The 26,144-nt window shown below is 76.7% G+C and carries 17 protein-coding genes and 2 pseudogenes; 5 read left to right on the top strand and 14 right to left on the bottom strand.

Features of this window, described 5'->3' with window-relative positions; all coding sequences use genetic code 11:
* The first annotated feature begins 39 nt into the window (after positions 1-39).
* Positions 40-1,026 (top strand): GNAT family N-acetyltransferase, encoded by a 987-nt coding sequence (locus IHE55_RS04685; protein ID WP_197987861.1) that lies wholly within the window; start codon positions 40-42, stop codon positions 1,024-1,026.
* Positions 1,027-1,156: 130 nt separating this feature from the next.
* Here IHE55_RS04685 and IHE55_RS04690 read toward each other — a convergent pair whose 3' ends face one another.
* The 6 genes from IHE55_RS04690 to IHE55_RS04715 all read right to left on the bottom strand — a co-directional run bounded on the left by IHE55_RS04690 (position 1,157) and on the right by IHE55_RS04715 (position 10,174).
* Complete coding sequence (locus tag IHE55_RS04690; protein WP_307826513.1) at positions 1,157-2,344, bottom strand: type III PLP-dependent enzyme; 1,188 nt, start codon at positions 2,342-2,344, stop codon at positions 1,157-1,159.
* A gap of 61 nt (positions 2,345-2,405) precedes the next feature.
* A complete protein-coding gene (locus IHE55_RS04695) occupies positions 2,406-4,148 on the bottom strand; it encodes an IucA/IucC family protein (RefSeq protein ID WP_197987862.1) in 1,743 nt (580 codons plus the stop codon).
* Positions 4,149-4,207: 59 nt separating this feature from the next.
* Positions 4,208-5,959, bottom strand: a complete 1,752-nt coding sequence (locus IHE55_RS04700; RefSeq protein ID WP_197987863.1) for an IucA/IucC family protein — start codon at positions 5,957-5,959, stop codon at positions 4,208-4,210.
* A 275-nt stretch (positions 5,960-6,234) separates the two neighbouring features.
* Complete coding sequence (locus IHE55_RS04705; RefSeq protein WP_197987864.1) at positions 6,235-7,515, bottom strand: ATP-grasp domain-containing protein; 1,281 nt, start codon at positions 7,513-7,515, stop codon at positions 6,235-6,237.
* A gap of 96 nt (positions 7,516-7,611) precedes the next feature.
* Positions 7,612-9,387 carry a carboxyl transferase domain-containing protein gene (locus tag IHE55_RS04710; RefSeq protein ID WP_197987865.1) on the bottom strand — a complete coding sequence of 592 codons (1,776 nt, stop codon included), beginning with the start codon at positions 9,385-9,387 and terminating at the stop codon, positions 7,612-7,614.
* 232 nt (positions 9,388-9,619) lie between these two features.
* Entirely contained in the window at positions 9,620-10,174 is a 555-nt protein-coding gene (locus IHE55_RS04715; RefSeq protein ID WP_197987866.1) for a MarR family winged helix-turn-helix transcriptional regulator, read from the bottom strand.
* A gap of 159 nt (positions 10,175-10,333) precedes the next feature.
* Here IHE55_RS04715 and IHE55_RS04720 point away from each other — a divergent pair, with 159 nt between their 5' ends.
* Complete coding sequence (locus IHE55_RS04720) at positions 10,334-10,747, top strand: organic hydroperoxide resistance protein (protein WP_197987867.1); 414 nt, start codon at positions 10,334-10,336, stop codon at positions 10,745-10,747.
* A 165-nt stretch (positions 10,748-10,912) separates the two neighbouring features.
* On the opposite strand, the gene IHE55_RS04725 is transcribed toward IHE55_RS04720, so the two are convergent.
* From IHE55_RS04725 to IHE55_RS32965, 3 genes and pseudogenes are all read right to left on the bottom strand, one after another.
* Positions 10,913-11,938, bottom strand: a complete 1,026-nt coding sequence (locus tag IHE55_RS04725; RefSeq protein ID WP_307826514.1) for a DNA polymerase Y family protein — start codon at positions 11,936-11,938, stop codon at positions 10,913-10,915.
* A gap of 367 nt (positions 11,939-12,305) precedes the next feature.
* On the bottom strand, positions 12,306-14,915 hold the full coding sequence (locus tag IHE55_RS04730; RefSeq protein ID WP_372442621.1) for a helix-hairpin-helix domain-containing protein: 2,610 nt from the start codon (positions 14,913-14,915) through the stop codon (positions 12,306-12,308).
* Positions 14,916-15,438: 523 nt separating this feature from the next.
* Positions 15,439-16,050, bottom strand: a pseudogene (locus tag IHE55_RS32965) (PHP domain-containing protein); the annotation flags it as partial.
* A 366-nt stretch (positions 16,051-16,416) separates the two neighbouring features.
* On the opposite strand from IHE55_RS32965, the gene IHE55_RS04735 reads away from it, so the two are divergent.
* Positions 16,417-17,478 (top strand): ABC-2 transporter permease, encoded by a 1,062-nt coding sequence (locus IHE55_RS04735; RefSeq protein WP_197987869.1) that lies wholly within the window; start codon positions 16,417-16,419, stop codon positions 17,476-17,478.
* 561 nt (positions 17,479-18,039) lie between these two features.
* Positions 18,040-18,477 (top strand): subtilase-type protease inhibitor, encoded by a 438-nt coding sequence (locus IHE55_RS04740; protein ID WP_197987870.1) that lies wholly within the window; start codon positions 18,040-18,042, stop codon positions 18,475-18,477.
* 187 nt (positions 18,478-18,664) lie between these two features.
* Here the strand turns inward: IHE55_RS04740 and IHE55_RS04745 are convergent, their stop codons facing one another.
* The 4 genes and pseudogenes from IHE55_RS04745 to IHE55_RS04760 form a co-directional block, all read right to left on the bottom strand.
* On the bottom strand, positions 18,665-19,738 hold the full coding sequence (locus IHE55_RS04745; protein ID WP_197987871.1) for a S1 family peptidase: 1,074 nt from the start codon (positions 19,736-19,738) through the stop codon (positions 18,665-18,667).
* Between the two features lie 263 nt (positions 19,739-20,001).
* Positions 20,002-20,991, bottom strand: coding sequence for a slipin family protein (locus tag IHE55_RS04750; RefSeq protein WP_197991786.1), 990 nt, complete (start codon positions 20,989-20,991; stop codon positions 20,002-20,004).
* Positions 20,992-21,506: 515 nt separating this feature from the next.
* A pseudogene (locus IHE55_RS04755) lies at positions 21,507-22,417 on the bottom strand (S1 family peptidase).
* 245 nt (positions 22,418-22,662) lie between these two features.
* Complete coding sequence (locus IHE55_RS04760) at positions 22,663-23,556, bottom strand: DUF1684 domain-containing protein (RefSeq protein ID WP_197987872.1); 894 nt, start codon at positions 23,554-23,556, stop codon at positions 22,663-22,665.
* Between the two features lie 391 nt (positions 23,557-23,947).
* On the opposite strand from IHE55_RS04760, the gene IHE55_RS04765 reads away from it, so the two are divergent.
* Complete coding sequence (locus IHE55_RS04765; protein WP_197987873.1) at positions 23,948-24,382, top strand: cell division protein SepF; 435 nt, start codon at positions 23,948-23,950, stop codon at positions 24,380-24,382.
* A gap of 465 nt (positions 24,383-24,847) precedes the next feature.
* On the opposite strand, the gene IHE55_RS04770 is transcribed toward IHE55_RS04765, so the two are convergent.
* Positions 24,848-26,035, bottom strand: coding sequence for an acyl-CoA dehydrogenase family protein (locus tag IHE55_RS04770; RefSeq protein WP_197987874.1), 1,188 nt, complete (start codon positions 26,033-26,035; stop codon positions 24,848-24,850).
* Between the last annotated feature and the right edge of the window lie 109 nt (positions 26,036-26,144).

Consider the following 26,144-nt stretch of genomic DNA (forward strand, 5'->3'; position numbering starts at 1 on the left):
GGTCCCGGCCGTCCCGGGGGTACGGGAGGAGTGGCGAAGATGGCATCCGACGGGACAGGGGCCGGGCGGCCCGGTGGCGACGACGCGCGCACCGGCGCGGCGCCGGGGGTGCTGGTGCGGGACTTCCGTCCGGCGGACGCGGACGCCCTGGTCGCCGTCCGCCGTCTGGTGCGGCCGTACCACGTGATGAGCCCGGCCGGGGTGGCCTGGCAGGTCGCGGGGGCCCCGGCCGCGCAGCGGTTCCGGATGCTGGTCGCCGAGATCGACGGGCGGGTGGTGGGCTGCGCGGGCGTGGGGCTGGCCTTCGACAGCAGTGAGCCGGGGCAGGCGTTCGCCCATCCGATGGTGCACCCGCGGGAGCGGGGCCGGGGGGCGGGCGGCGCGCTGGTGGCGGAGGCCGAGCGGTATCTCACCGATCTGGGCGCCACCTCGCTCTACACCTGGGCGGTGACGGACGACGGCTCCCCCGGTTTCGCGGTCCGGCGCGGTTACCGGCCGCTGCGGGTGGCTCGTTACCTGCGGCTCGACCTGCGCGCCGCCGAGCCGCCCGCCCCGGCCGGCCCGCCGCCCGGGGTGGAGCTGTGCATCGCCGCCGACCTGGCCGACGACCCGCGGCCGTTCTACCGCGCGGACGTCGAGGCCACCCTGGACGAGCCGGGCGACGTGCCCAGCGACACGCTCTCCTACCAGGACTGGCTCGCGCTGTACTGGTCCCACCCCGACTTCGACCGTGGACTCACCACGCTCGCCGTCGCCGGCGGCGCGGTCGTCGCGTTCGCCACCGCGCACACCGACGGCGAGGGCGGGTACCTCTCGGCGATGACCGGTACGGTCCGCGCGCACCGGGGGCGCGGCCTGGCGAAGCTGGTGAAGAGCCACTCGCTCCGGCTGGCCCGGGCCGCCGGCTGCGCCTGGGCGTACACCGGCAACGACACGGAGAACGGTCCGATGCTCGCCGTCAACGCGTGGTTCGGGTACCGGCCGGCGGGCGCCGAGCAGCGCTTCGTGACCGGCCTCGGCGGCTGACCGGCGGCAGCCCCTCGCCGCCGGCCGGCCACCGCCCGGCGGGAACCGGCGCCGGCCGGTGGTCACCCCGGACGGGCGGCCGGTCACCGCGGACGGCCGGCCGGCCCGCCGGTGACAGCCGGTCAGCCGGTCAGCCGAGGAAGTAGAACGCGGGGGCCGGGTGCATCAGGAACGTGTGGTGCGAGATGTTCCACGCGTACGCGCCGGCCACCGCGAAGGCCACCCGGTCCCCGGCCCGGACCCGGCCGACCGGGACCCGGCGGGCGAACACGTCCTTGGGGGTGCACAGCTGCCCGGTGAGGGTGACCGGTTCCCCGTGGACGCCCGGCCGGGGCCAGGGCCGGGCCCAGTCGTTGCGGAGCAGCACGGTGAAGGGGTGGTCGTGCTGTTTGGCGGCGGGGGTGCGCAGGTGGTGGGTGCCGCCGCGGAGCACCGCGAACGCCTCGCCGGCGCTGTGCCGGACGTCCAGCACCTCGGTCACGTACCAGCCGCAGTAGCCGGTGAGGGCACGGCCGGGTTCGATGCGCAGCACCGTGCCGGGGTGCCGGTCGGCGAGCGCGGCCAGCCCGGCGCCGTAGCCGGCCCAGTCGAAGCGCCGCTCCGGACGGCCGTAGTCCACGTTCATGCCGCCGCCGATGTTCACCTCGTCCAGCGGCAGCCCGTACCGGTCGGCGGCGGTCCGGGCCCAGGTGACGATCCGCTCGGCGAGCGCCAGCTGGGCCGGGGCCTCCAGGCCACTGGCCAGGTGGGCGTGGAAGCCGCGCAGCCGCAGCCGGCTGCCGGCCAGCAGCGGCAGGCAGCCGGCCAGGCGTTCCGGGTCGAGGCCGAAGGGGGTGGGCCGGCCGCCCATGGTGAGCGCGGCGCCGTCCAGGGCGCCGGACCCGGTGGGCAGGTTGACCCGGAGCAGCACCTCGGGTGGGCGGCGGACCGGGACCTGCTCCGCCAGGGCGGCCAGCAGGCGGAGTTCGGACTCGCTCTCCACGTGGATGCGGTGCACCCCGGTCTCCAGCGCCAGCCGCAGCTCCGCCTCGGTCTTGCCGGGCCCGCCGAAGGCGAGGGGGAGTTCGGGGACGGTGTCGCGGACGTGGGTCAGTTCGCCGGCCGAGGCCACCTCGTACCCGGTGACGTGCGGGGCGAGCGCGCGGAGGATCTCCGGTGCGGGGTTGGCCTTGACCGCGTAGTACAGCTCGACGCGGTCCGGCAGCGCGGCGCGCACCGTGCCGGCGTGCGCCGCCAGGTCGGTCATGTCGTGCAGGTAGGCCGGCAGCTGGTCGTCGGTCAGCTCTCCGGCGAGTGCGGCGACCTGTTCGGTGATCACTGATGGCTCCTGGGGGTGAGGATGTGGGGGATCCGGGCGGCCGTCCGGCCGCGGGGGCCGCTCAGCCGTCCGCCGTGGTGCGCGTACCCGCTGGGGTGGCGGGGTGTGCCTCCGGGAGCGGGCCGGGTCCCAGGGGGCTGCCGATGCGCACGTAGCCGGCCTCCCGGTCCGCCTTCCGCCGCCAGCGGGTGAGCAGGTTGGCCTTGGCGGGCAGCGGCGCGCCGGCGAGCAGCGCGGTGAGCCGCGGGGGCCGCCCGTGCGCCGCGGCGCGCGCGGCCAGTTCCCGGCGGACCGCGGCCCACAGCGCCGGTTCCAGCGCGGGGTGCAGGTCGGCGAGGGCGGCGAGCAGCTCCGCGAGGTGGTTGACGAGCAGGCAGTACACGACCCGGTCCCAGCCGCGCGCCGGGTCGTAGGTGAGCGGGCGGGCCACGGCCGGGGGCAGTGCGGCGAGCGCGGCCCGGTGGTGGGTGGCCAGCAGCTTGGTGCCCTCCAGGTCGCGCAGCAGGACCTGCCGGGGGGTGCCGGCCGCGTCCACGCCGACGACCACGTTCTGCAGGTGGGGTTCGAGGACCACGCCGTGGTCGAAGTAGGCGGCGAGCACCGGCGGCACCAGCAGCCGCAGGTACGTCTCCCACCAGGTGAGGGTCTCGCGCGGCCCGGCGTCCTCCAGCAGGCGGGAGACGTGCGCCGGGCCGGTGGGGTACTCGTCGGCGACGGCGGCGGCCAGCAGGGCGGTCAGGCCGGGCCGCAGCCGGACGGCGAGCCCTTCCCGCACGATGACGCCGAGCCCTTCGAGCAGGTGGCGGCTGCCCAGGTCCAGGGTGCGGTACGCCGGTTCGCGGAGCAGTTCGCAGCCGTGGAAGCGGTCGGCGAGCGAGGTGGCGACCGGTTCCAGCAGCCGGGTCAGCGCGACCGCCCCGGCCAGCTCGTACTCGGCGTTCTTCCGCAGGCAGTTGGTGATGCGCACCTGGAGGCTGAACTTCAGGAAGTCCCGCCCGTCGTAGAGGGTGCGCACCGAGGCGGTCGGGGCGAACTCCGGCCCGCCGGCCCCGAGGTCCAGGACGGTGCCGCGGTCCAGCGCGGCGCGCAGCACCGGGTGGTCGCGGAGCATGGCGTACTGCCAGGGGTGCGCCGGCAGCAGCCGGTACCCGTCGGGCACCGGGCGCTGCCGGTCCAGCACGGCGAGCGCGCCCGCGGTGGCGGCCTCCTCCCGGACGTGCTCCCGGCGGACGGCGAGGTGGCGCAGGGGGAAGCGGGCGGCGGCCTCGGGGGCGTAGCGGCGCCACTGTTCGGCGCTGCCGGTCCGGGCCTTGGGGGTCGGGTGGAAGCGGTGCCCGAACAGCAGCGACCGTTCGGACGCCAGGTACGGGTCGGTGCCGGGGTCCGGGGTGTCGTCCCCGGCCGCCGCCGGGTCGCCGGCCGGGGTCCGGTGCCGTTCCAGGGCGGCCTGCACGCCCGCGTGGCTGGAGGCGACCTGGGCGAGGAACTCGTCGTTGGCGACCCCGGTGCGCAGCCGCAGTTCGCGGTGGATGTGCCGGGCCAGGGCGTGCCAGCTCACCCGCGCCCACTCCCCGCCGCAGGTCCGTTCGGCGACCGGGCCGGTGAACCGGTGGGCGCCGATCAGCGAGGTGCGGCGGAGCGCGACGCGGAGCAGCACCCCGCTGCACGGCAGGCGCACCAGCAGGTGGCCGTCGTGCACGGCGGTGTGGCGCTCGGGCTGGGACACCTCCCGCAGCAGGCAGTTGAGGAGGGTGTGGCTGACGACGTGGTCGGCGGGGGCCAGGGCCGTCCGGGACGGGGGCATACGGGGCTCCTGCGGGGTCGGGTGGCCGGCGGCGGGGGTCCGGCCGAGGGTCCGGCCGGTCATGGCATGGCCCGGCGGAGGTAGTTGGGCCCGCTGGTGTAGTGCTTGTTGATGTCGGCGGCGCCGGAGCGCCGCTTGCTGTAGAGGGTGCCGGCGGTGACCATGGCCTTCACCGGCAGATGATCGACGTCGAACAGCCGGGCGCGGAGCACCGCGCCGGAACTGCCGGGCGTGGTTCCCAGCCGGGCGACGGCGGCGGCGAGGCGGTCGCGGAGCAGCCCGGCCGGCGGCCGCCGCGAGCCGGCCGCCGCGAGCGCGTGCAGCGGCGCGGCGGCGCACAGGTGCACGGTGATGGTGGTGAACACGTCGGCCAGCGGGCCGTCCGTGTCCACCGTGATGCGCGGGTCGTCGAAGCGGCACAGGGCGGCGGCGCGCCGGGCGCCGCCGGGGCCGAGGGCGGCGGCGAGCCGCCCGGGGTGGACCCGCGGCCCGTCGTGGTCCTTGATCAGCAGCCGCAGCCGGGGACGCCCGCCACCGGGCCGGTCCAGTACCACGGAGGTGTTCTGCTGGTGTGCCTCCAGGGCGACGCCGTGGCCGAAGAGGAGGGTGTGGACGGTGAACAGCGTGTCCAGGTAGGCGCCGAGGAAGGCGGTGAGGTCGCCGCCGTAGAAGTGCTCGGCGAGCGCGACGGCCACCGGCGGTCCGGCGGGGGTGGCGGCGGGGAGTGCGGCGACCGGGACGACCTGGCACCGGTCCAGCCCGGCCGGGTAGCGGCGCACGAGTACGGCGAGGAGTTCGTGGCCGGCGTGCAGGTGGCCGGTCTCGTCGGCGAGCAGCAGGGTGCGGGCGAGGGCCGGCTCGCGGGCGCGCACCTCCTCCATCAGGCGCTGGGCCACGGCGCCGTCGGTGAGCGTGCCGGGCTTGACGGTGCGCCGGTTGAGCGCGCCGAGCGTGGCGGTGGGCAGCGGCAGTTTCAGGTGGACGGCCGGGTCGTCGGTGACCGCGACGGTCCGCATGGACAGGGTGGGCCGCACCAGCGGCCGGGGGTGGCCGGCCGGGTCGGTCCACCGGGCGGCCGGGGCGAGACCGGTGGTCTCCAGCGCGGCCGGCAGGGCCTCCTCGGCGGTGAGCGGGTGGACCGGGAGGGCCAGGTGGCTGTGGTCCAGGGCGGGGTGGCCGAGCCGGGCGGCGGGCGGCCACCAGCCGGGCAGCCGGGTGGTGTCACCGGTGACCGCCGCGCGGGGCAGCAGCACCCAGCGGACCGGGAAGACCGGGTGGGTCTCCGGGGCGTACGCCGCCTGCCGGTGCGGGGCGAGGCCGTGGCGGGCGCGGCCGGTGGGGTGGACCGGGTGGGCGCGGAACGCGGCGAGGGTGTCGTAGGCGAGTGCGCCGGTGAGTCCGGTCCACCGCTCGGCGGGCCGGTCGCCGTACGCCGACGCCAGGCCGGCCAGCACCTGGGGGCGGATCCGCGCCAGGTGGCGGACGGCGGCGAGTTCGGCGCGGCACTCGGTGACGAAGGTGTCGTAGCGGTCGGGCTCGTCGGTGACGGCGTGGCGTAACACGGCGAGGACCGCGTCGAGGGTGGTGAGGGTGCGGACGGCGGTGCCGCCGGCGGGGTGGTGCTCCACCAGCGGGCGGCGCAGCGCGGTGTCGCTCAGGAAGCCGTCCGGGCCGACCGGCAGGGCGAGCCGGCCGGCCTCCCCCACCGGGACGTGGAGCCAGTCGCCGTCCGGGCGGCGGTCCGGGCGGGACCGGCCGCGCAGCCCGTAGGCGTCCTCGCGGAGCAGCGCGGTGACCACCGCGCACAGCACCGCCCGCTCCTCGACGTCCGGGGCCGGGGCCGCTGCGGCGCCCGGCCCGCGTCCGGGGGCAGGGTGCCCCTCGCAGGGCGGCCCGGCCGGCGGGACGGTGGTGGCGGCCGGGGTGGCATGGGCGGGAGGGGGTGGTGGCGACGGCGGACGGGGTGGCCGGGGTGACGGCCGGCGGGGGCGGGAGGAGCGGTGGCGTCCGGCGGGACGGCGGAGGCGGGGCGGACGGCCGGTCCGGGGGCGCCGCGGCGCGGTTCCGTGGTGCGGGGCCTGCTCGGTCATGGCGCGATCTCCCATCGGTTCACGGCCAGGAACTCCGCCACCGCGCGGTCGATCCGGTGCTGGTCCGTACCGGTGGCCCGCAGGACGCCCAGGAAGTCGCGGTTGGTGCGGTGCAGGGGCCGCTCGGTGCCGGTCTCGCGCAGCGGACGGTAGTCCAGACGTACCCCGTCGGTCTCCCGCACGGAGGCGGCGGGCGCCGATACCAGCCGCCCCGGCCGGTCCGCGACGATGTACTCCAGCCGCGCCCTGGCGTCGGTCCGGGCGCCGAGCCGGGCGGGCAGCGGCAGGCCCAGGTGGGCGCGGAGGACGTGTTCGAAGAGGGGGATGCCGAGCAGTTCGGCCAGGACCAGGTCGCACTGGTCCCCGATGGAGCGGTAGTTGACCTCGATCAGGCGGGCCCGGTCGCCCTGGGCCACGTATTCGGTGTGGCAGGCGCCCAGGCCGACGCCGAGGGCGCGCAGCTGGGCGAGCACCTGTGTGGTGTGCGGCCGCGGGGGCTCGGGGAGCAGCACCAGGCGCTCCTCGATGAAGTGCGGGGGCGGCGAGATGTCGGTGCGGAAGGCGGCGAACGGATGCAGGACCCGCCCGTCGCCCAGGGTCTCCAGGGTCCGCACCGGGCCGTCCAGGAACTCCTCCACCACCAGCGCCTCGCCGGGCCGGCGGCGCTGGATCTCCCGGCAGCGGGCGAGCAGTTCGGCGGTGTCCGCGGCGAGGAAGACGTCCTCGCTGGCCACGCCCTCGCGGGGCTTGACCACGCAGGGCATGGGTAACGGCGGGCGGGCGGCGAGCAGTACGGCCGGGTCACGGCCGGCGGGCAGTTCGGCGGAGCGGACGGTGTCGAGGCCGGCGGCGGCCAGGGCGCGGCGTAACTCGGCCTTGTCCCTGGTCCGCAGCGCGGCCCGCCAGTCCTTCCCCGGCAGGCCGAGGAAGTCGGCGGCGAGCGCGGCCTGGACCTGGAGGTGGTCGCTGTTGCTGAAGACCGCGCCGGGCCGCCGGGGCAGCGCGGCGAGGTGGCTGACGACCTCGCGGAAGTCGCGTACCGCGCAGGGTGTCACGGTGAGCTCGGGCAGCGTCCCGCCGTCCGCCGCGTACCGCGCCAGGGCGCGCTCGTGGGCTTCCGGCTGGTCGGTGAGCACGGTCACGGTGAGACCGAGCCGGGCGGCGGCCGGCAGGTACCCCTCGGTGACGGAGTCGGTGGGGTTGAGCGCCAGGAGGTGGAGTAATCGGTGGTCGGACGGAGGACGGGGGGCTGTTGCTTCGAGATCGTTCTCGTACACGGAGAGACATTAGGTTAGGCAAGCCTAATCTTGTCAATTCACCTGGCCGCCCCGCCCCTTTGACCCCCATTCGTCGTCAACCCGGCGGTGCCGGAGTCAGCCGGGCAGCCCCATGCCCCGGTGCCGGGCGCGCCGCGCGGCGAGCCGCTCCGCGGGGTCCTCGGCCCGCAGGACGGCGAGTTCGGCGCCCAGGACCCCGCCGAGCCGGGCCAGGAACCCCCCGGCGGACGCCGCACCCGCGGCCGGACCCGGGTCCCGGCCCGGCGCCCGTCCCCGTGCCCCGTCCCGGTCACCACCCGGGTCGTCGTCCTCCTCGACGATCCGGTCCACGATCCCGTGGGCGAACAGGTCGGCGGAGCGCACGCCCTGGCGGTCCGCGGTCTCGTACGCCCGGTCGGTGGTGCGGTACAGGATCGCCGACGCGCCCTCCGGCGGCAGCGGGGAGAGCCAGGCGTGCCGGGCGGCGATCACCCGGTCGGCGGGCAGCAGCGCGAGGGCGGCGCCGCCGGCCCCCTGACCGAGCAGCAGGCACAGGGTCGGCGCCGGGAGCGTCACCATGTCGGCGAGGCAGCGGGCGATCTCACCCGCCAGGCCGCCCTCCTCGGCCTCGCGGCTGAGCGCCGCCCCCGCGGTGTCCACCACGGTGAGCAGCGGCAGGCCCAGTTCCGCGGCGATTCCCATCCCGCGCCGGGCGGTACGGAGCCCGGCCGGGCCGAGCGCCTGGCCGGGGCCCTCGGCTGGGTGGCGGTCGTGGCCGAGCACCACGCAGGGCGTGCCGCCGACCCGCGCCAGGGCGAGCAGCAGGCCGGGGTCGTGCTCGCCGGCGCCGGTGCCGCTGAGCGGGGTGACGTCCTCGGCGGCGGCGCGCAGCAGGGCCCGCACCCCGGGGCGCCCGGGCTCCCGGGACCGGCGGATCGACACCTCGGCGGGCGGCGCCTGGCCGCCCGCGGGGGCGCCTGCCGGGTCGCCGGCCGGCGCGTCCCGCGTGGGCGCCGGGGCCGCTCCGCGCCCCGGCCCGCCCGCCGGGCCGGCACCCGGGGCCCCGGCCCACGGACCCGCGGCGGGCCCGGGTATCGCCGGCTCCGGCGCGGCGGGGCCGGGTACGGCCGTGTCCGGTACGGCGGACCCCGGCGCGGGTACGACCGGTTCCGGGGCGGCGGGTCCGCGGCCCCCGGCCGGGCCGGCACCGTCCGCGCACAGCACCCGCAGCACCCGGGCGGCGACCACGGCGAGCTGGGACGGCGAGAGCACCGCGTCCACCAGACCGTGCGCCAGCAGGTTCTCGGCCACCTGCACCCCGGCCGGGAACTCCTCGCCGTACAGCGCCTCGTGCACCCGGGGGCCGAGGAACCCGATGAGGGCACCCGGCTCGGCGGCGGTCACATGGCCGAGCGACCCCCAGGAGGCGAGCACCCCGCCCGTCGTCGGGTGCCGCAGGTAGACCAGGTAGGGCAGTCCGGCCGCCCGGTGCTCGGTGATCGCCGCGGCGACCTTCACCATCTGCAGGAACGCGATGGTGCCCTCCTGCATCCGGGTGCCGCCCGAGGCGGGTGCGGCGAGCAGCGGCAGCCGCTCCCGGGTCGCGCGCTCCACGGCACGCACCAGCCGCTCCCCCGAGGCGACCCCGATCGACCCGGCGAGGAAGCGGAACTCGCAGGCCACGAGCGCGACCCGGCGGCCGTCCACCCGGCCCTCACCGGTGAGGACCGACTCGTCCAGACCGGTACGGGCCCGCGCGCGCTCCAGGTCGGCCCGGTAGCCGGGGTCCTCGGTGGTGACGGCGACCGGCTCGTCCCAGGACTCCCAGGTCCCGGGGTCGACGACGGTCTCGATCAACTCGCGTGCGGACGTACGGGCGTGTGATCCGGTCATACGGACCACCTTCCCACGGGTGCGGGCACGGGTCGCGGCCCGGCGGGCCTCCCCCGCCCGCGGCCGGCCCTCGCCCCCGCGCCCGGTCCTCGCCGGCCCCCGCACCCGCCGCCCGGCTGCCCGTACCCCCGGCGTCCGGCCCGTACCCGGCGGGTCTCCCCGCACCGGTCCCCGCGCCGCGGCGGCGTACCGGGCGGAGCCCCCGACCGGGACCCGGGGCGCGGGGTCCCGGTCAGTACCCGGGGCCGGGGTCCCGGCCGGTTCCGGCCGAGGGGGCGTCCGGGGCCGGACCGGAAGCCTCCAGCGCGGAGTCCAGCGCCCGGGTGAGCCGGTGCAGCCGGTCGCGCAGATCGGCCAGCTCCCGCGGGTCCAGACCGCTGGCCGCGATCACCTGCGGGGGAACGGCACGGGCGTCCTCCTTGAGCGCCGCGCCGTCCGCGGTGAGCCGGACGGTCACCGAACGCTCGTCCCGGGCGCTGCGCTCCCGCTGCACCAGCCCGGCCCCCTCCAACCGCTTGAGCAGCGGGGAGAGCGTTCCGGAGTCCAGGCGCAGGTGCGCGCCGAGCTGCTTGACCGGCAGTTCGCCGTGCTCCCAGAGCACCAGCAGCACCAGGTACTGCGGATAGGTCAGCCCGGTCTCCTTGAGGACCTGCCGGTAGACCCCCCCGAAGGCCCGGGAGGCGGCGTGCAGCGCGAAGCAGATCTGGAGGTCGAGGCGGAGCAGGTCGTGCTCCTCGACCGGGGTGGCGGCGGGGTTACGCGCCGGGGGGTCGGAGTGGCGTGCCATCCCTCAAGCCTACCTTTTGGTTGTACGCAATTAAGTTGTGCACTACTGTTCTGCGGGACGGAGGGACGGGCGCCGGGCGCCCGGTCCGCCGGTATCCGGGGGCCGGGCCTGTCCGGCCCCCGCGCCACCACGCAGCAGACCAGGTGAGGGACGGTTTTCATGGACGCGCTGTACACCGCGGTAGCCACGGCCAACGGCCGCGAGGGACGGGCCGTGAGCTCCGACGGCCGGCTGGACCTGCCGCTGGCGCCGCCGCCGGCGCTGGGCGGTGACGGACAGGGCACCAACCCGGAGCAGCTGTTCGCCGCCGGCTACGCCGCCTGCTTCGCCGGCGCGCTCGGTGTCGTGGGCCGCCAGGCCGAGGTCGACACCAAGGACGCCTCGGTCACCGCCGAGGTCGGCATCGGCAAGGACGAGACCGGCGGCTTCGGGATCAAGGTCACGCTCCGGGTGGAACTGCCGGAGCACCTGCAGGGCGAGGCCGGCCGGCAGCTGGTCGAGCAGGCCCACCAGGTCTGCCCGTACTCCAAGGCCACCCGCGGCAACATCCCGGTGGAGCTGGTCACCGAGTGACCTTTGCCGGTGGCCCGCCCGCCGCGCACGGGCGGGCGGACCACGGCGGCCGCGCCCGGCCCACGGGTTCCGCGTGCCCGGTCCCGGCGCATCCCCGCGCCGGCGCCCGCCGAGGACCGTCCGGGCGACCGCCCGCGCGGGCCTCGCCGGCTTCCCGCCGGCGACTCACGCCGCCCGCAGGAAGCCGGCGGGCCGGACCGCTTCCGCGCCGAAGCGGGCCCGGGCTCGGTCCGCGGCGGCCTCCACTCGCCGCGCCTTGTCGTCCGCGGGGTCGAACGTCAGCTGATGGGCGGCGGCCCCGGCGTCCGTCAGCCCCTCGGCCCGCAGGCCCAGCGACCGCACCCGCGCCCGCTGGAGCCCGAACGCCTCGTGCAGCGCGTAGGCGGCGGCGACCAGGTCCGGGGTGTGCGCGGTGGGCTCGGGCAGCGTCCGGGCACGGGAGGTCAGGGTCCGGTCCGCGTAGCGCACGGTCAGCGTGAGGGTGCGGGCCACCCGGCCCTCCGTACGGAGCCGGACCCCGAGCCCGTCGGCGAGGGTGAGCAGCGCGCGGCGGCGCCGCCCGGCGTCCAGTTCGTCGTGGCCGAAGCGGTGTTCCGCGGCGATCGAACGGGCGGGGGCGTTGGGGGTGACGGGCGCCGGGTCGATGCCGCGCGCCCGCTCCTGGACCCGCCGCCCGGCCGCCGCGCCCAGGATGCGCTGCAAGGTGGGCAGCGGGGCGGCCGCGATCCGCTCGACGCTGTCCAGCCCGTACGCGCACAGCGTCCGGGCGGTCGCGGGCCCGACGCCGTGCAGCGCGGCCGCGGGCTTGTCCGCGAGGAAGGCGGCGACCGCCTCCGGGTCGTCGGGGACGGTGCGCACCGCGCCGGCCGGCACGCCCCGCACGCCCCCGGTGCGTCCGGCGGTCTCCCGCAGGTGCGCGGCGGCGGCCATCCGGGCCAGCAGCGGGTTGGCCGCGACGCCCACGGTGCAGTCCACGCCGTACCGGGCCAGGGCGCGCACCCGTACGATCTCCGCCAGCCCCGCCGCGTCCCGCCCGAAGTAGCGCAGCGCGCCCCGGACATCGGCGAGCGCGGCGTCCGGCGGCAGCGCCTCGACCACCGGGGTCACCTCGGCGAGCAGGGCCAGCAGCCCTTCATAGGTGTCCGCTCCCGGCGCCGCCCCGGTGGCCTGGTGGAACCGCAGGTAGAGCACGCCGGGCCCCGGCCCCGACCGCCCCGGCGCCCCCCCGGCGCCCCGCACCGCGCCATCCGCGCCTTCTCCGGCCGCACCGGAACCCCGTACCGCGCCACCGGGCCCCTTCCCGGGCGCGCCGGAACCCGGCGCCACGCCACCCGGCACTTCTCCGGTCACACCGGAACCCCGCACCACACGCCCCTCACGCTCCCTCGGCCACGCCGGAACCCCCGCACCACGCCACCCTCGCGCCCCCGGCCCGCGCCGCGTACGGGCAGCCGGGCACCCGCCCCCGCCGCCCGTCGCGCACCCCGTGCGCCCCGCGCGTCCCGCACGTCCCGCGCATGCCGTACGTCCTGTACATCCCGTACGTCCCGTGCCGGTGTCATCCCGCGCTCCCCGGGCTCGCGTGCCACAGCTTCCGGCCGGTGGCGGCCCCTTCCCCGGCGGGCCGCAGATCCGCCCACGGGTGCATCTCGTACCCGGTGGACAGCTGGATGCGGCGCCCGGGGCCGGGTGCTCCGGCGGCTCCGGCGGATGCCGCGGCCGGCTCCGCATCCCCGGACGCCGCCGCCCCCGCCGGCCCGGCAGCCCGCCGGCCGCGGTCGGCCGCCGCGTCCGGCGCGGGACCGGCCGGCCCCGCGAGCTCCGCCGCGACCGCCGCCAGCCCCCCGGTGCGCCGCAGGTCGATGAGGTCGCCGAGGTTCCACGCGGCCGAGCCGACGACGGTGAGGGTGCCGCGCGGGCCGCGCCGCTGGGCCACCCCTCGGACCAGCAGCAGCCAGGAGTGGAAGACGGTGTGCGCGCAGGCCTCGTGGCTGTCGTCGAAGAAGGCGAGGTCGGCCAGGCCGGTGCCGTCGTCGAGGGTGACGAAGATGACGCGCCGTCCGGAGCGGATCGGCGGGGTCTGGGTGGCGACCTTGGCCCCGGCGACCAGGACGGTCTCGCCGTTCCGGGCCGCGCGCAGCCGCCCGGCCGGCAGCACCCCCAGCTCCGCCAGGAACGCCTGGTGGTCCCGCATCAGATGGCGGGAGACGTCCATCCCCAGCACGTCCAGCTCGGCGCCGAGCCGCTCCGCCGGGTCGAGGTCGGGGAGCCCGGCCGGGGCCGCCGCGGCCTCGGTGAGCGGCAGCTGGCCGCCGTGCGCCCCGGCGCCGCGCGAGGAGGCGCCGCGGTGCAGCTCGGCGATCCGCAGCAGCAGGTCCCGGCGGTTGCCGCCGAACGGGTCCAGCGCCCCCACCTCGGCGAGCCGTTCGGCGACCGCCCGTCCGGGGCGGGCGCGCAGCCACAGGTCCTGGAGCGAGGAGTACGGCCGCCCGGCGGCGATCCGCGCCGCCTCGGCCTCGCCGATCCCCCGGACGTCGCACAGCGCCATCCGCAGCCCCACCCCTCCATCAGACATCAGTTCGATTCGATAGGCGGCGTCCGAACGGTTCACGTCCAGCGGCAGGATCGGCACCCCGCGCCGCCGCGCGTCCGCCAGCAGCAGCCGCTTGGGGTACATCCCCGGGTCATGGGTGAGCAGCCCGGCGTAGAAGGCCGCCGGGTGGTGGGCCTTCAGCCAGGCGGACTGGTACGTGGGCACCGCGAAGGCGACGGCGTGCGCCTTGCAGAAGCCGTAGGAGCCGAACGCCTCGACGATCTCCCAGGTGCGGGCCACCACCTCCGGCCGGTAGCCGCGCTCCGCCGCCCCGGCGTGGAACCAGGCGCGCACCCGTCCCCGGCGTCCGGCGTCGGAGAGCGCCCGCCGGGCCTCGTCGGCCAGGTCGCGCCCGCAGCCGGTCATCACCGAGATGATCTCGATGACCTGCTCGTGGAAGACGACCACGCCGTAGGTCTCGCGCAGCGCCTCCTCCAGGTCCGGGTGCGGGTAGCGGGGACGGGTACGGCCGTGCCGGGCGTCGATGAAGGGCCGCACCATGTCGGCGGCGACCGGGCCGGGCCGGAACAGCGAGATGTCCACCACCAGGTCGTGGAAGGTGGCCGGCTGCAGCCGGCCCACCAGGTCGCGCTGGCCGGGTGACTCGATCTGGAAGCAGCCCAGGGTCTCGGCGGACCGGATCAGCTCGTAGGTGGCGCGGTCCCCCGGCGGCACCTGGGCCGGGTCGTCCAGGTCCAGCGGCCGCCCGGTGACCCGTTCGACCTCCCGGGCGGCGTGGGCCATGGCGGACTGCATCCGCACCCCGAGGACGTCGAGCTTGAGCAGGCCCAGCTCCTCCACGTCGTCCTTGTCGAACTGCGACATGGCGAAGCCCTCGCCGCTGGTCGGCACCACGGGGGTGCGGCCGCGCAGCCCGGCGTCCGACAACAGGACGCCGCAGGGGTGCATGGCGATGCCCCGGGGCAGCCCGTCGAGCGCCTCGACCAGCTCCCAGAAGGTGGCGCCGAAACGATTCTGCACAGGCTCACCGCCCATCCCGCCGCGCCGCTCCCACCCCGCGACCCGCGGGACGGCCGGCCCGCCCCGCTCCCGCAGCTCGCGCAGCTCCGGCAGTTCGGCCAGGGCCGCCCGGGCGTCCCGCGCCCGGATGTGCGGGAACGCCTTGGCGATCCGGTCCACCTCGGCCGGGTCCATCCCCAGGGCCGCGCCCACCGCCCGTACCGCGTGCCGCACCCGGTAGGTCTCGGGCATCGCGACGGTGGCGACCCGGGCCGCCCCGAAGCGGTCGAAGATCGCGCGGTACACGTCCAGGCGCCGCGCGGACTCCACGTCGATGTCGATGTCGGGCAGCGCGCGCCGCCGCTCCGACAGGAAGCGCTCCATCAGCAGCCCCTGCCCGACCGGGTCGGCGTGCGCGATGCCGAGCAGGTGGTTGACGAACGAGCCGGCGCCGGAGCCGCGGGCGGTGACCCGGATGCCCAGCGCCCGGGTGTCGTCCACGACCTGCGCCACGGTGAGGAAGTAGGAGGCGAAGCCCAGCCGTTCGACGGTGCGCAGCTCGTCCTCCAGCCGCCGCCACCGCCGCTCGTCGCGGTCGTACCCGCGCCGCACCATCGCGGCGGCGCAGCGCGCCCGGAGGATCCGCTCGGCGGACCGGCCCGCCCCGCCCGCCCCCGACCAGCCGGGGCTCGGGGAAGTGGACGCTGCCGATGCCCAGGTCGTCCTCGGGGTCCACCCGGCAGGCGTCGGCGGTGCGCCGGGTCTCCGCGAGCAGACCGCGGGCGGCACCGGCCGGGAGGCCGGCCGCCGTCACGACCCGTTCGGCGATCTCCGCCATGGCGCCGGGCCCCTTGAGCCAGCCCTCGCCGCCGTCCAGCACCGCGGACCGGCGTACGTCCACCGGCACCAGCCGGCGGGCGGCGTCCAGCACGTCGGCGACCGGCCCCCGGCCGGGGTCGGCGTGGCGGACCGCGTTGCTGAGCACCGCCGCCACACCCTGGTCGGCGGCGAAGCCGACGGTACGGGCGGCGAGCCGCAGCGAACCGGGGCCGGTGCCCTCGCGCCCGTGCCAGACGGCCTCCAGCCGCACCGCGTCCCCGAACAGCTCCCGCCAGGGGCCCAGCAGCCGGGCCGCCCGGTCCGGCCGCCCGGCGGCGAGCGCCCGTCCGACGTCGGAGTCCGGGCCGAGCAGCACGGTCAGCGGGGCCAGCGCCCCGGCCGGCGCGCCCGCCAGGTCCTCGGGGTGGAGCAGCGGACGGTCCTCGCCCCTGGCGTGGGCGGCGGAGACCAGGCCGCACAGGGCGGCCCAGGCGCGGGCCCCGTCCCGGGCGAGGAAGGTCACCCGCTGCGCGGACTCGTCGACGAACGCGCCGCCGCGCACCGGGGTGCGCCGCCGCGCGGGGGGCCGGGCCGCGCCGTCGCGGCCCGGCCCGGCCGCCGGCCGCCACTCCCCGACCGCCAGGTCCGCCCCGAACAGCGGGCGCACCCCGGCGGCGGCCGCGGCCTTGGCGAAGCGGACCGCTCCGGCCAGGGTGTCGCGGTCGGTCAGCGCGACGGCGTCCATGCCCCGCTCGGCGGCCCGGTGGGCCAGCTGCTCGGGATGCGCGGCGCCGTACCGCATCGAGAACCCCGAGGCGGTGTGCAGATGCGTGAAGCCCGGCATCCGCACCTCCTGCTGCTCAGCACCCCCTGACCTGTCGTTCTCCCCCTGCTCTCCACCATAGACCAGTCTCGAACATCCGTGCGACATGTGCGCCGGCACACACCCCGGCCCGCACCGCGCGCGGGCCGCCGCCCGCGTCGTCGCCGCCCGCCCATCGCCGCGGACCGGTACACCGGCCCGTCGGCGGGTCGCCCCACCGCACCACCGGCGGGCCGGAGGGACAGCCCGTGCCCCCGTCCGGCCCCGGCCGCCCGCCCGCGCCGCCCGCCGGCGCCCGCGGCCCGCCCGGTACCGCCATGCGTGCGATCCCCGGACCCGCCGGGCGCCCGAACGGGTCACGCCGCCTGCGCCGGCCGCCCCGGCCCGGACACCATGTGTCAGACACGGCGCCGGCCGGGCCGCGGGACGGACACCGGCGCCGGCCGGACCGCGCGGCGAGGAGAGGACCACCCCATGAGCCAGGCCAGCCACCTCTCCTACCGGGCGGGCGGCGGGGGTGCCGTGACCCGGCGCGCCGCGCTGCTGGTGATCGGCGTGCTCGCGGTGCAGCTGGCGTTCATCGCCTCCTACCTGGGCGCCTTCCACCGGCCCCAGCCGCACCGGGCGGACCTGGCGGTGGTCGCGCCGGCCCAGGTCCGCGGCGAGCTGGTCCGGAAGCTCGACGGGCTGCCCGGCCGACCGCTGGACGCCGCCCCGGTACCGGACGAGGCCACGGCGGTCCACCGCATCCGGCACCGGGAGTCCGACGCGGCGCTGGTGGTCGACCCGCGCGGCACCCGGGACCGGCTGCTGGTCGCCGGCGGCGCGGGAGGCTCCCTGGCCCAGGCCGTCGAACAGGTGGTGACCCGGGCGGAACGGGCCGAGCGCCGCTCGGTGACCACCACCGACATCGTCCCGGCCGGCCGCGGCGACGCCCGCGCGCTGTCCGCCTTCTACCTGGTGGTCGGCTGGTGCGTGGGCGGCTACCTGTGCGCCGCGGTGCTGGCCATCAGCGCCGGCGCGCGCGCCGCCACGCCGCGGCGGGCGACCGTACGGCTCGGCGTGCTCGCGCTGTACTCGGTGGTCTCCGGCCTGGGCGGGGTGATCATCGTCAACCCCGTGCTGGACGCCCTGGGCGGCAACTTCTTCGCCCTGTGGGGGCTGGGCACGCTGGTGGTCTTCGCGGTGGGCGCGGCCACCCTGGCGCTCCAGGGGTTCCTGGGCGTGGTCGGCATCGGGGTGGCGATCCTGCTGGTGGTGGTCCTCGGCAACCCCAGCGCGGGCGGGGCGTACCCGTACCCGCTGCTGCCCGGCTTCTGGCGGACGATCGGACCCGCGCTGCCACCGGGCGCCGGCGTGTGGACCGCCCGCTCCATCGCCTACTTCCGGGGCAACGCGGTGACCGGGCCGCTGCTGGTGCTGTCCGCCTGGGCGGTGGCGGGCACGGTGCTCACCCTGGTCTCCTCGATGCTCCGCGGGCACACCCACCAGGGCCCGGAACTGATCCCGCGCGCGCCGGACGGCCCGTACGCCTGAGCCGCCGCCCCCGGGGGCCTGCGCCCGCGCCGCGGGCTACCCGCCGCACGCCGCCCGCCCGTACGCGTGTGCCGTGCACCGGACCGCGCCGGACCACCCGTACCGCCGTGCGGTCCGCCCCGGCCGCCCGTCCGGCGGCGCCTCACCCAACGCCGTCCCCCGGTGCCGTCACCCGAGCGGCGTCGCCCGTCCGGGTGATACCGGCCGGCCGTGGACCGGGCCCGCCGCGCGCGGACCGAAGCGATCCGCGCGCGGCGAACCCCGCTCCGGGAGGGCCCGTGGGCAGCGGATTCCGGTCAAGCCGGACCGTCCGAGCCGCACCCGTTCCGGCGCGCCCCGGCACCGGCCGGTCAACCCGTGCTCCCCGCCACGCCGCACCGGCTTCGCGTAACCGTGGGTCAATGGGTGTTATACGGAGGGGAGCGAGCCGCGCGGACGGCACTATCAGCCACCGAGCCGACGCGGAACGTGACCGGAAGCGATCGTTCGAGGTGCGCGGAGCGCGCGCTTCAGCAAGACTCCCGTCCGGTATCTGCAACCACGAGCAAGGGAGTGTTCGAAATGCGGAAGATCGCTGGAGCGATCGGCCTGGGCGCCGCCCTGACCGCGGGCTGCCTGGTGGCCGCCGGTGGCGCGAGCGCGGAGCAGGCACAGCCCCGCAGTCTGTACGCGCCCTCGGCACTGGTTCTCACCGTCGGACAGGGTGAGGACGCCCGTACCGCCACGGTACAGCGCGCGGTGACCCTCAGCTGCACCCCCACCCCGACCGGTACGCACCCGGCCCCCGCCGAGGCGTGTGCCGAACTCTCCGCGGTGAACGGTGACTTCTCCGCGCTGCGCGCGACGGGGACCACGTCCGGGCAGTTCTGTACCAAGGACTACCGCCCGGTGGTGGTGACCGCTCAGGGTGTCTGGCAGGGCCGTTCGGTCCGGTACGAACGCACCTTCTCCAACAGCTGCGTGATGCAGGGGACGTCCAACGCGGTCTTCGCGTTCTGACGCCCCGCCGGACGACCCCGGGTCTGCCTCCCCGCAGCATCCCGGCCTGCCTCCCCGCAGGATGAGGCCCCCGGACGCCGCTCCTGGCGTCCGGGGGCCTCGGCCGTTCCCGGCGGGGCCGGTGCACGGACCGTTCGGCCGCCTGCCGGCCGGTCCGCGGACCGGCCGCCCGACCCGTCGGCCCGGGTCAGCCGATCTCGGCTCCGTAGGCCGCCAGGGCCTCGGTGACCGGCTGGAAGAAGGTCTCCCCGCCCGAGGTGCAGTCACCGCTGCCGCCGGAGGTGAGCCCCAGCGCGGTGTCACCGGCGAAGAGCGAGCCGCCGCTGTCGCCCGGCTCGGCGCAGACGGTGGTCTGGATCAGCCCCTCGACGGTGCCCTCCTGGTAGTTGACGGTCGCGTTGAGCGCGGTGACCTCCCCGTCGTGCACCTGGGTGGTGCTGCCGCTGCGCCGCACCTGCTGGCCGACGGTGGCCTCGCCGGCCGAGGCGATCGCCTGGGTGCCGCCGTCGTACAGGTCCACCGCGCTGGGGTGCTCCACCTCGGCGGTGTACTTCACCAGCCCGTAGTCGTTCCCCGGGAAGCTGCTGCCCTCGTTCGCACCGATCTCGGGTCCGCCCTGGGTCTCCGACCAGCTGCTGATCGCCTCGGTGCAGTGACCGGCGGTCAGGAAGTACGGCTGGCCGTCCTTGACCACGTTGAACCCCAGGGAGCAGCGGCCGCCGCCGCCCCAGATGGCGTCCCCGCCCTCGATGAACGTACGGAAGGCCCCGGCGGAGCGCCGGACCTCCACCCGGTCCCCGAGCGAGCCGGCGACCTTCTCCAGCCGGGCCAGTCCGGCGGCGGTGACCGTGCGGTCGGCGGTGACCACCACCTTGTTCGTCCGGGGGTCCATCGCCCAGGCGGTGCCGGGGAGGGCGGCCTTCGCCTTCAGCGCGGCGCGCGCCGCGTCCAGCCGGGCGAGGGAGTGTTCGACCAGCCGGGGTTCGGCGCCGGCGTCCCGGACGCGCCCGGCCGCGGCCGGGTCCACCACGTTGACCACGAGCTTGCGGGCCTCGGCGTCGTAGTAGGAGCCGGCCGCGGAGCCCTTGAGGGCGGCGGACAGGTCGGTGGCGAGATCGCCCGCCGCGGCGGCGGAGAGCGGCTCCGGGCCGGGGGCGGGGGTGGCGTGGGCGTTCGGCAGCGCGACGGCCGCGATCGCCAGGGCGGCCGCGCCCGCGGCGGTGACGACCGCCGGGCGCCGGGGAATGCGTCGGTGCTTCACTCGGTACCTCCAGTGGGGGGAAGGGCCCGGCAGTGGGGTGCCGTCGGCCCGGAGGGCATGTGGCACGGGACGCGGCCATTTAGGACGCGTCCATGCCAATCAGCGCCGCCGAGTATTCCCAGGGCTCCGGGGCGCACACAAGGTCGCGTTCGGACGGCGCGGGTCCGGGTCCGCACGCGCCCCGCACCCCGGCCCCACGGCCGCCCGCGCACGTCAGGACCGGGTCGGGCACCCCGCGCGACCGGCCGGTCACCCGGGGGTGCTCACGGAAACTGTCCGGTAACCGCCCGTCCCTCTCCGCCTCCCGGACGCGGCAGGGGGTCGGCCGCCTCCACCCCCGGACCGTCCGCCGCCGGACCGTCCGGTACCGGCCCGTCCGCCGCCGGCCCGTCCGGATGCGCCGGCCCCGGGCGTTCCGCGGCGCGCGGCCCGTCCTCCGGGGGCGCCCCTCGCGGATGCGGTTCGCCGGTTCCGGGCCGGCCGGACGGGGCCGGCTGTCCGCCCCGTTCCAGGAAGCGCAGCAGCTCCACCGGGATGGGCAGCACCAGGGTGGAGTTCCGCTCCGCGGCCACCGCCATCACCGTCTGGAGCAGCCGCAGCTGCAGCGCGGAGGGCGTGTCGGCCATCTGGGTGGCCGCCTCCGCCAGCTTCCTGGACGCCTGCAGCTCCGCGTCCGCGTTGATCACCCGGGCGCGCCGCTCCCGGTCCGCCTCCGCCTGCCGGGCCATGGAGCGCTTCATCGTCTCCGGCAGCGAGACGTCCTTGATCTCGACGCGGTCGATCCGTACGCCCCAGCCGACGGCGGGGCTGTCGATCATCAGCTCCAGCCCCTGGTTGAGCTTCTCCCGGTCCGACAGCAGGTCGTCCAGGTCGCTCTTGCCGATGATCGAGCGCAGGGAGGTCTGGGCCATCTGGGAGACCGCGAAACGGTAGTCCTCGACCTGGATCACGGCGTCGGCGGGATCGACGACCTTGAAGTAGACGACCGCGTCCACCCGCACCGTCACGTTGTCCCGGGTGATGCCCTCCTGGGCGGGGACCGGCATCGTCACGATCTGCATGTTGACCTTGCGGAGCCGGTCCACCAGCGGAACGATCATGGTGAAACCGGGCGGGCGGATGTCCTGGCGCAGCCTGCCGAGCCGGAGCACCACACCGCGTTCGTACTGCTTGACCACCCGGGCCCCGGCGAGGGCGTAGCCCATCACCCCCGCCAGCCCCAGTACACCCGCCGTCACGAGCTCGCCGACCATCACGCCCACCTGCCGTCCGTATCGCGAGCTGAACCCCTGTTCGAGGCTTTTATCCACGATAGTCCCGTACGACGGGGGAGGGGGAAGCGGCGGAACCCGGCCCTCCGGAGGCCCGGCGGACCGGTTGGCGCCGGCTCTCCGGGCCGTGCCGGGCTTCCGAGCCGGGCGCCGCCCTTCCGGGTCCGCACCGGGCCGACGGATCCGCGCCGGGCCTCCGGTCCGCGTCGAACTTCCGGGTCCGCACCGGGCCGACGGGCCCGCGTCGAACTTCCGGGCCGCGCGCCGGGGGTGGCCGTGCACCGGCCCCGCGACCGCACACCGGCCGGGTCCGCAGGGGCCCGCCGGTGGGTCCGGCCCGGTATCGTCCGCCCCCACCTCCGTCCCGGACCGTTCCCCCGGGGTCCCGGGGCCGCCCGTGACAGGGGGAAGCCCCCGCCCGGTGGAGGCGGGGGCTTCCCGTCGGTCGACCCGGATGCGCCGGGGCGGCGCCGGCCGGCGGACCGGCGCCGGGTGGATCAGTAGACGCTGACGCCGTAGGCGTTGAGCGCCTCCACGACCGGCTGGAAGAAGGTCGTCCCGCCGGAGCTGCAGTTGCCGCTGCCGCCGGAGGTCAGGCCGAGCGCGGTGGTGCCGGAGTACAGCGGACCGCCGCTGTCGCCCGGCTCGGCGCAGACGGTGGTCTGGATCAGGCCGGAGACGATGTCGCCGCCGCCGTAGTTGACCGTGGCGTTCAGCGCGGTGACCCGGCCGCTGTGGGTGCCGGTGGTGCTGCCGCGCCGGGTCACCGTCTGGCCCACGGTCGGGTTGGCGGCCTTGGTGATGTCCTGGCTGCCGACGGTGCCGGAGGGCGTGACCGAGCCGCTGTAGCGGACCAGCCCGTAGTCGTTGCCCGGGAAGCTGGAGCCGGCGGTCGGGCCGATGACCGAGGTGCGGCCGGAGTTGGCGTACCAGGTGCCCACGCCGTCGGTGCAGTGGCCGGCGGTCACGAAGTAGTTGGCCCCGCTGCTGTTGCGGACGTTGAAGCCCAGCGAACAGCGCGAGTTGCTGGAGTAGATGGCGTCGCCGCCGGAGATCAGCTTGCTGAACTTGCCGGGGGTGCGCTTGACCTCGATGGCGTCGGCCTTGTCGCCGGCGGCCTTCTTGAGCTTCGCGATCTCGCCCTGGGAGACGGTGCTGTCGGCGGTGACGACCAGGGTGTTGGTCTTCGCGTCGACGTACCAGGCGGTGCCGGCGACGTCGGCCTGACGCACCGCGTCACCGGCGGCCCTGGCCTCGGCGGCGGTGACCGTGCGGGCCGGGTTGTCCGAGGCGCTGGCGGCGGCCGGAAGGCCGACCGCCGCGGTGGCGGCGATCACCGAGACCGCGGCGACCAGCTTGGCACGGGTGACGACTGCTGCGCGGGGGGGGTGGTGCGCTCGTTCCTCAACTCTTCCTCCGAGGGGAATCGGGGTCCGCCGCGGGTGGGGGGGGCGGGCCCGTGAGGCGCAGTCGGGGCACACGACGGACTCCGCTTCCGACGTGTCCCTGACAAGCGCTCCCGGAAGTATTCGTGGCACGGCGGGCTCACCGCAAGACCACGAAACGGACATGACTCGTCGCAGCGCGGACACCCCGGCGGCCGTTCGCCGCCGGGGTCCGCCGCTCGTCCCCTCGGGACGCCGCTTGGACGGCTCAGTCCCCGGTGAGGTTCCGCTCCCCGGCCGGGACGTCCAGCGGCAGCGTGTTGCCGGGCGGTGGGAAGGGGCAGATGAAGTGGTCGGCGAAGGCGCACGGCGGCAGGAAGGCCCGGTTGAAGTCGAGCGTCAGCGTTCCGTCCGCGGCGGGGGTCCCGGGCCGCAGGAAGCGGAACCGGTAGCTGCTCCGCCCGCTGGTGCCGTCGGCGAACACGATCCACAGCGCGCCGCCCGCCTCGGCCACGGCAGCCAGCCGGTGCTCGGCGCCACCCGCCTCGAAGACCACCTCCCCCGCCAGGTGCAGCCCGCGCCGCCGGCCGTCGGCGTTGTCCACCCGGATCTCCCGGCCGTCCGGATACGGCCGGTGGACCGCCGGCACCGCCCATCGCGGGTCGTACGCGAAGACGTCGATCCCCCGGAAGGCGCGCCGGGCCGCGGCCCCGGGGTCGAAGACCCGCACCGCCCACGAGCCCTCCCGGCGCAGCACCACCAGCCGCTGCTCGCCACGGGCCACCCGCGCGCCGTCGGGTCCGGTGTCCGGTCCCAGCCGCACCGAACCGCCGAGCGGCCGTCCGTCCACGCTCAGGCCGTCGGCCGGCACGGCGGTCAGGACCACCTCGTCACCGTCGGCGGTCCACCGGCCCGGCACCCCGGGCAGGGAGCCGCCGGCGGCCGCGTCGGCGAGCCAGTGGGTTCCGGTGAGCGCGAGCGGGCCGTAGGGGGCGGTGACCGACGCGGTGCGGGCGGCCCGCCACTCCAGCCACTCCTGCCCCGCCCCGCCGTCCGGCGGAACGGAGCCGGCCGAGGGGTCCGGAGCCCCGGAGGAGGAGTGAGCGGCGGGACCGGGGGCAGGGGTGGAGGCGGAGGAACGAGGAGGTCGAGAAGTGTTCATGGCACCATGTCAGCATCTTTCCCCGGCCCCGCCACCGGCCGTGTGCGCCGGCCGTCCGGTACCGGCCCGGCCGGCACCCGGCGCGGGGCTCGGCCCGCACCCGTGCGCCGGCCGCACCGCGCGCGGCGGAGCACTCCGGTCACCCCGGACCGTCCCCGGCGGGAGCGCCCATCACCCGTACGCCGCCGACGTCACCCGTCCGGCTCGGCGGAGTGTGCCCGTCGCCCCGTCAGCCCCCTTGTACAGCAGGAACTCTGATCAGATGACAATCGTTCTGCACCAGTACCGTCACGAAATCCCTGTGCGGCGGCTAACCGCTTGGCACATCATCCACGACATGGAGGACCATGGAGGGGCGGACAGTACAGACCGTTGGTGAGAGGAGGCGTCCATGGGATCGGTGCGCAAGGCGAGTGCTTGGCTTGGCCTCGTCGACGACAGCGATGACGAGCGCTACTACGACGACGACTACGCCGAGGGGCCCGAGCCCGGCGACTCCTGGGTGACCGACCCGCGGATCCGGGTCACCGACCGGACCGCCCAGGCCCAGGGCACCCGGATCGCCACGGTGACCCCGGACGGCTTCCGGGACGCCCGCACCATCGGGGAGCTGTTCCGGGACGGCATCCCGGTGATCGTGAACCTGACCGCCATGGAGCCGGCGGACGCCAAGCGGGTGGTGGACTTCGCCGCCGGGCTGACCTTCGGGCTCCGCGGTTCGATCGAGCGGGTGGCCACCCGGGTCTTCCTGCTGACCCCCGCGGACTACCAGATCGTGAGCAGCGAGACCGGCCGCTCGACCGGCGGGTTCTTCAACCAGAGCTGACCAAGGCCGACCGGACCGGCCTCTCGCCGGTCCTCTCCCGCCTCCCCTCTCCGCCGCCCTCCCCCGCACCCCTCTTCCGGCGCCCCCGCCCCGCCTCCGCACGCCGTCCCCGGCGCCGCTTCCCGCGTTCTCGGCGTTCTCGGCGTTCTCCGCGCCCGTACGCCCCGGCCCGGCGCCCGCCGGTGCGTGGCAGCCGGCGCCCATCGACCGTCCCACCCGGCGCCCATCGGCGCGTGGCACCCGGCGTCCACCCAAGACACGGCTCTGCGGCGGGCCGGACGCGGTCCGGCGGCGGGCCGTCCCGCCGCAGGGCCGGCCCGTACCGCGCCGGACGGCCCGGCGGATGCCTCCGTCCCCCCGCCGTTCGTCCGCCGCCTCCACCCGCCGCGTTCCACCGCCGCGTTCCGCCTCTCCGCGTCGGCCACCGGGTCCCCGGTCGGCCGGCGCTGACCGGCGGGCCGGGCCTCAGCGGAACGCGTCGAGACCGGTGAGCGCCTTGCCCAGCACCAGCTGGTGCATCTCCACGGTGCCCTCGTAGGTGAGCACCGACTCCAGGTTGGTGGCGTGCCGCATCACCGGGTACTCCAGCGAGATCCCGTTCGCGCCCAGGATGGTCCGGGCGGTGCGGCAGATCTCGATCGCCTCCCGCACGTTGTTCAGCTTGCCGAAGCTGACCTGCTCCGGCCGCAGCCGGCGGGCGTCCATCCGCCGGCCCAGGTGGTGGGCGAGGAGCACTCCCTTGTGGAGCTCCACGGCCATGTCGGCGAGCTTGGCCTGGGTGAGCTGGAAGCCGCCGATCGGCCGGCCGAACTGCTCCCGGGTCCGGGCGTACTCCAGGGCGCTGTCGAAGCTGGCGCGGGCGGCGCCCATCGCGCCCCACACGATGCCGTAACGGGCGTGGCTCAGACAGCTCAGCGGCCCGCGCAGCCCGGTCACCCCGGGCAGCACCGCGTCAGCCGGCAGCCGTACGTCGTCCAGCACCAGCTCACTGGTCACCGAGGCGCGCAGCGACCACTTGTGCCTGATCTCCGGGGCCGAGAAGCCGGGGGTGTCGGTGGGTACGGCGAAGCCGCGGATGCCCTCGTCGGTGCGGGCCCAGACCACCGCGACGCCGGCCACCGAGCCGTTGGTGATCCACATCTTGCGGCCGTTGAGCACCCAGTCCGAGCCGTCCCGCCGGGCATGCGTGCGCATACCGGCCGGGTCGGAGCCGTGGTCGGGTTCGGTCAGCCCGAAGCAGCCGATGATCTCACCGGCCGCCATGCCGGGCAGCCAGCGCTCCTTCAGCTCCTCGGACCCGTAGCGGTGGATGGCGTACATCGCCAGCGAGCCCTGGACCGAGACCAGCGACCGGATGCCCGAGTCGGCGGCCTCCAGCTCCAGGCAGGCCAGGCCGTACTGGACGGCGCTCGCGCCCGCGCAGCCGTATCCGTCCAGCGTCATGCCCAGGACGCCGAGCGAGCCCAGTTCGCGGGCGAGGTCACGGATGGCGGGCAGTTCGCCGCGCTCGTACCACTCGGCGATGTGCGGCAGCACCCGGTCCGCCGACCACCGCCGCACGGTGTCGCGGATCGCCAGGTCCTCCGGCTCCAGCAGATCGTCGATCCCCAGCGGGTCGGACGGGTCGAACGGCGGCAAGCTACGCGCGGACATGGGTACGCCTCCGGCAGAGGATCTTCACGGCTGCCGCCGACGCTACGACCGGGTAACCCCTCGCGTCCAGAGTGACCGGCGTCCGGGGCTCCTCGCGAGCTGCCGGGCC

It is taken from the genome of Streptomyces pactum, from assembly GCF_016031615.1.
Classification (GTDB): domain Bacteria; phylum Actinomycetota; class Actinomycetes; order Streptomycetales; family Streptomycetaceae; genus Streptomyces; species Streptomyces pactus.

Coding starts and splice junctions, on each gene's coding strand:
- IHE55_RS04750 (WP_197991786.1), bottom strand. CDS start 20,991: ATGGTCGGCGAGCTCGTGACGGCGGGTGTACTGGGGCTGGCGGGGGTG.
- IHE55_RS04735 (WP_197987869.1), top strand. CDS start 16,417: ATGAGCCAGGCCAGCCACCTCTCCTACCGGGCGGGCGGCGGGGGTGCC.
- IHE55_RS04760 (WP_197987872.1), bottom strand. CDS start 23,556: ATGAACACTTCTCGACCTCCTCGTTCCTCCGCCTCCACCCCTGCCCCC.
- IHE55_RS04765 (WP_197987873.1), top strand. CDS start 23,948: ATGGGATCGGTGCGCAAGGCGAGTGCTTGGCTTGGCCTCGTCGACGAC.
- IHE55_RS04730 (WP_372442621.1), bottom strand. CDS start 14,915: ATGGTGCGGCGCGGGTACGACCGCGACGAGCGGCGGTGGCGGCGGCTG.
- IHE55_RS04710 (WP_197987865.1), bottom strand. CDS start 9,387: ATGACCGGATCACACGCCCGTACGTCCGCACGCGAGTTGATCGAGACC.
- IHE55_RS04740 (WP_197987870.1), top strand. CDS start 18,040: ATGCGGAAGATCGCTGGAGCGATCGGCCTGGGCGCCGCCCTGACCGCG.
- IHE55_RS04685 (WP_197987861.1), top strand. CDS start 40: ATGGCATCCGACGGGACAGGGGCCGGGCGGCCCGGTGGCGACGACGCG.
- IHE55_RS04715 (WP_197987866.1), bottom strand. CDS start 10,174: ATGGCACGCCACTCCGACCCCCCGGCGCGTAACCCCGCCGCCACCCCG.
- IHE55_RS04695 (WP_197987862.1), bottom strand. CDS start 4,148: ATGCCCCCGTCCCGGACGGCCCTGGCCCCCGCCGACCACGTCGTCAGC.
- IHE55_RS04770 (WP_197987874.1), bottom strand. CDS start 26,035: ATGTCCGCGCGTAGCTTGCCGCCGTTCGACCCGTCCGACCCGCTGGGG.
- IHE55_RS04720 (WP_197987867.1), top strand. CDS start 10,334: ATGGACGCGCTGTACACCGCGGTAGCCACGGCCAACGGCCGCGAGGGA.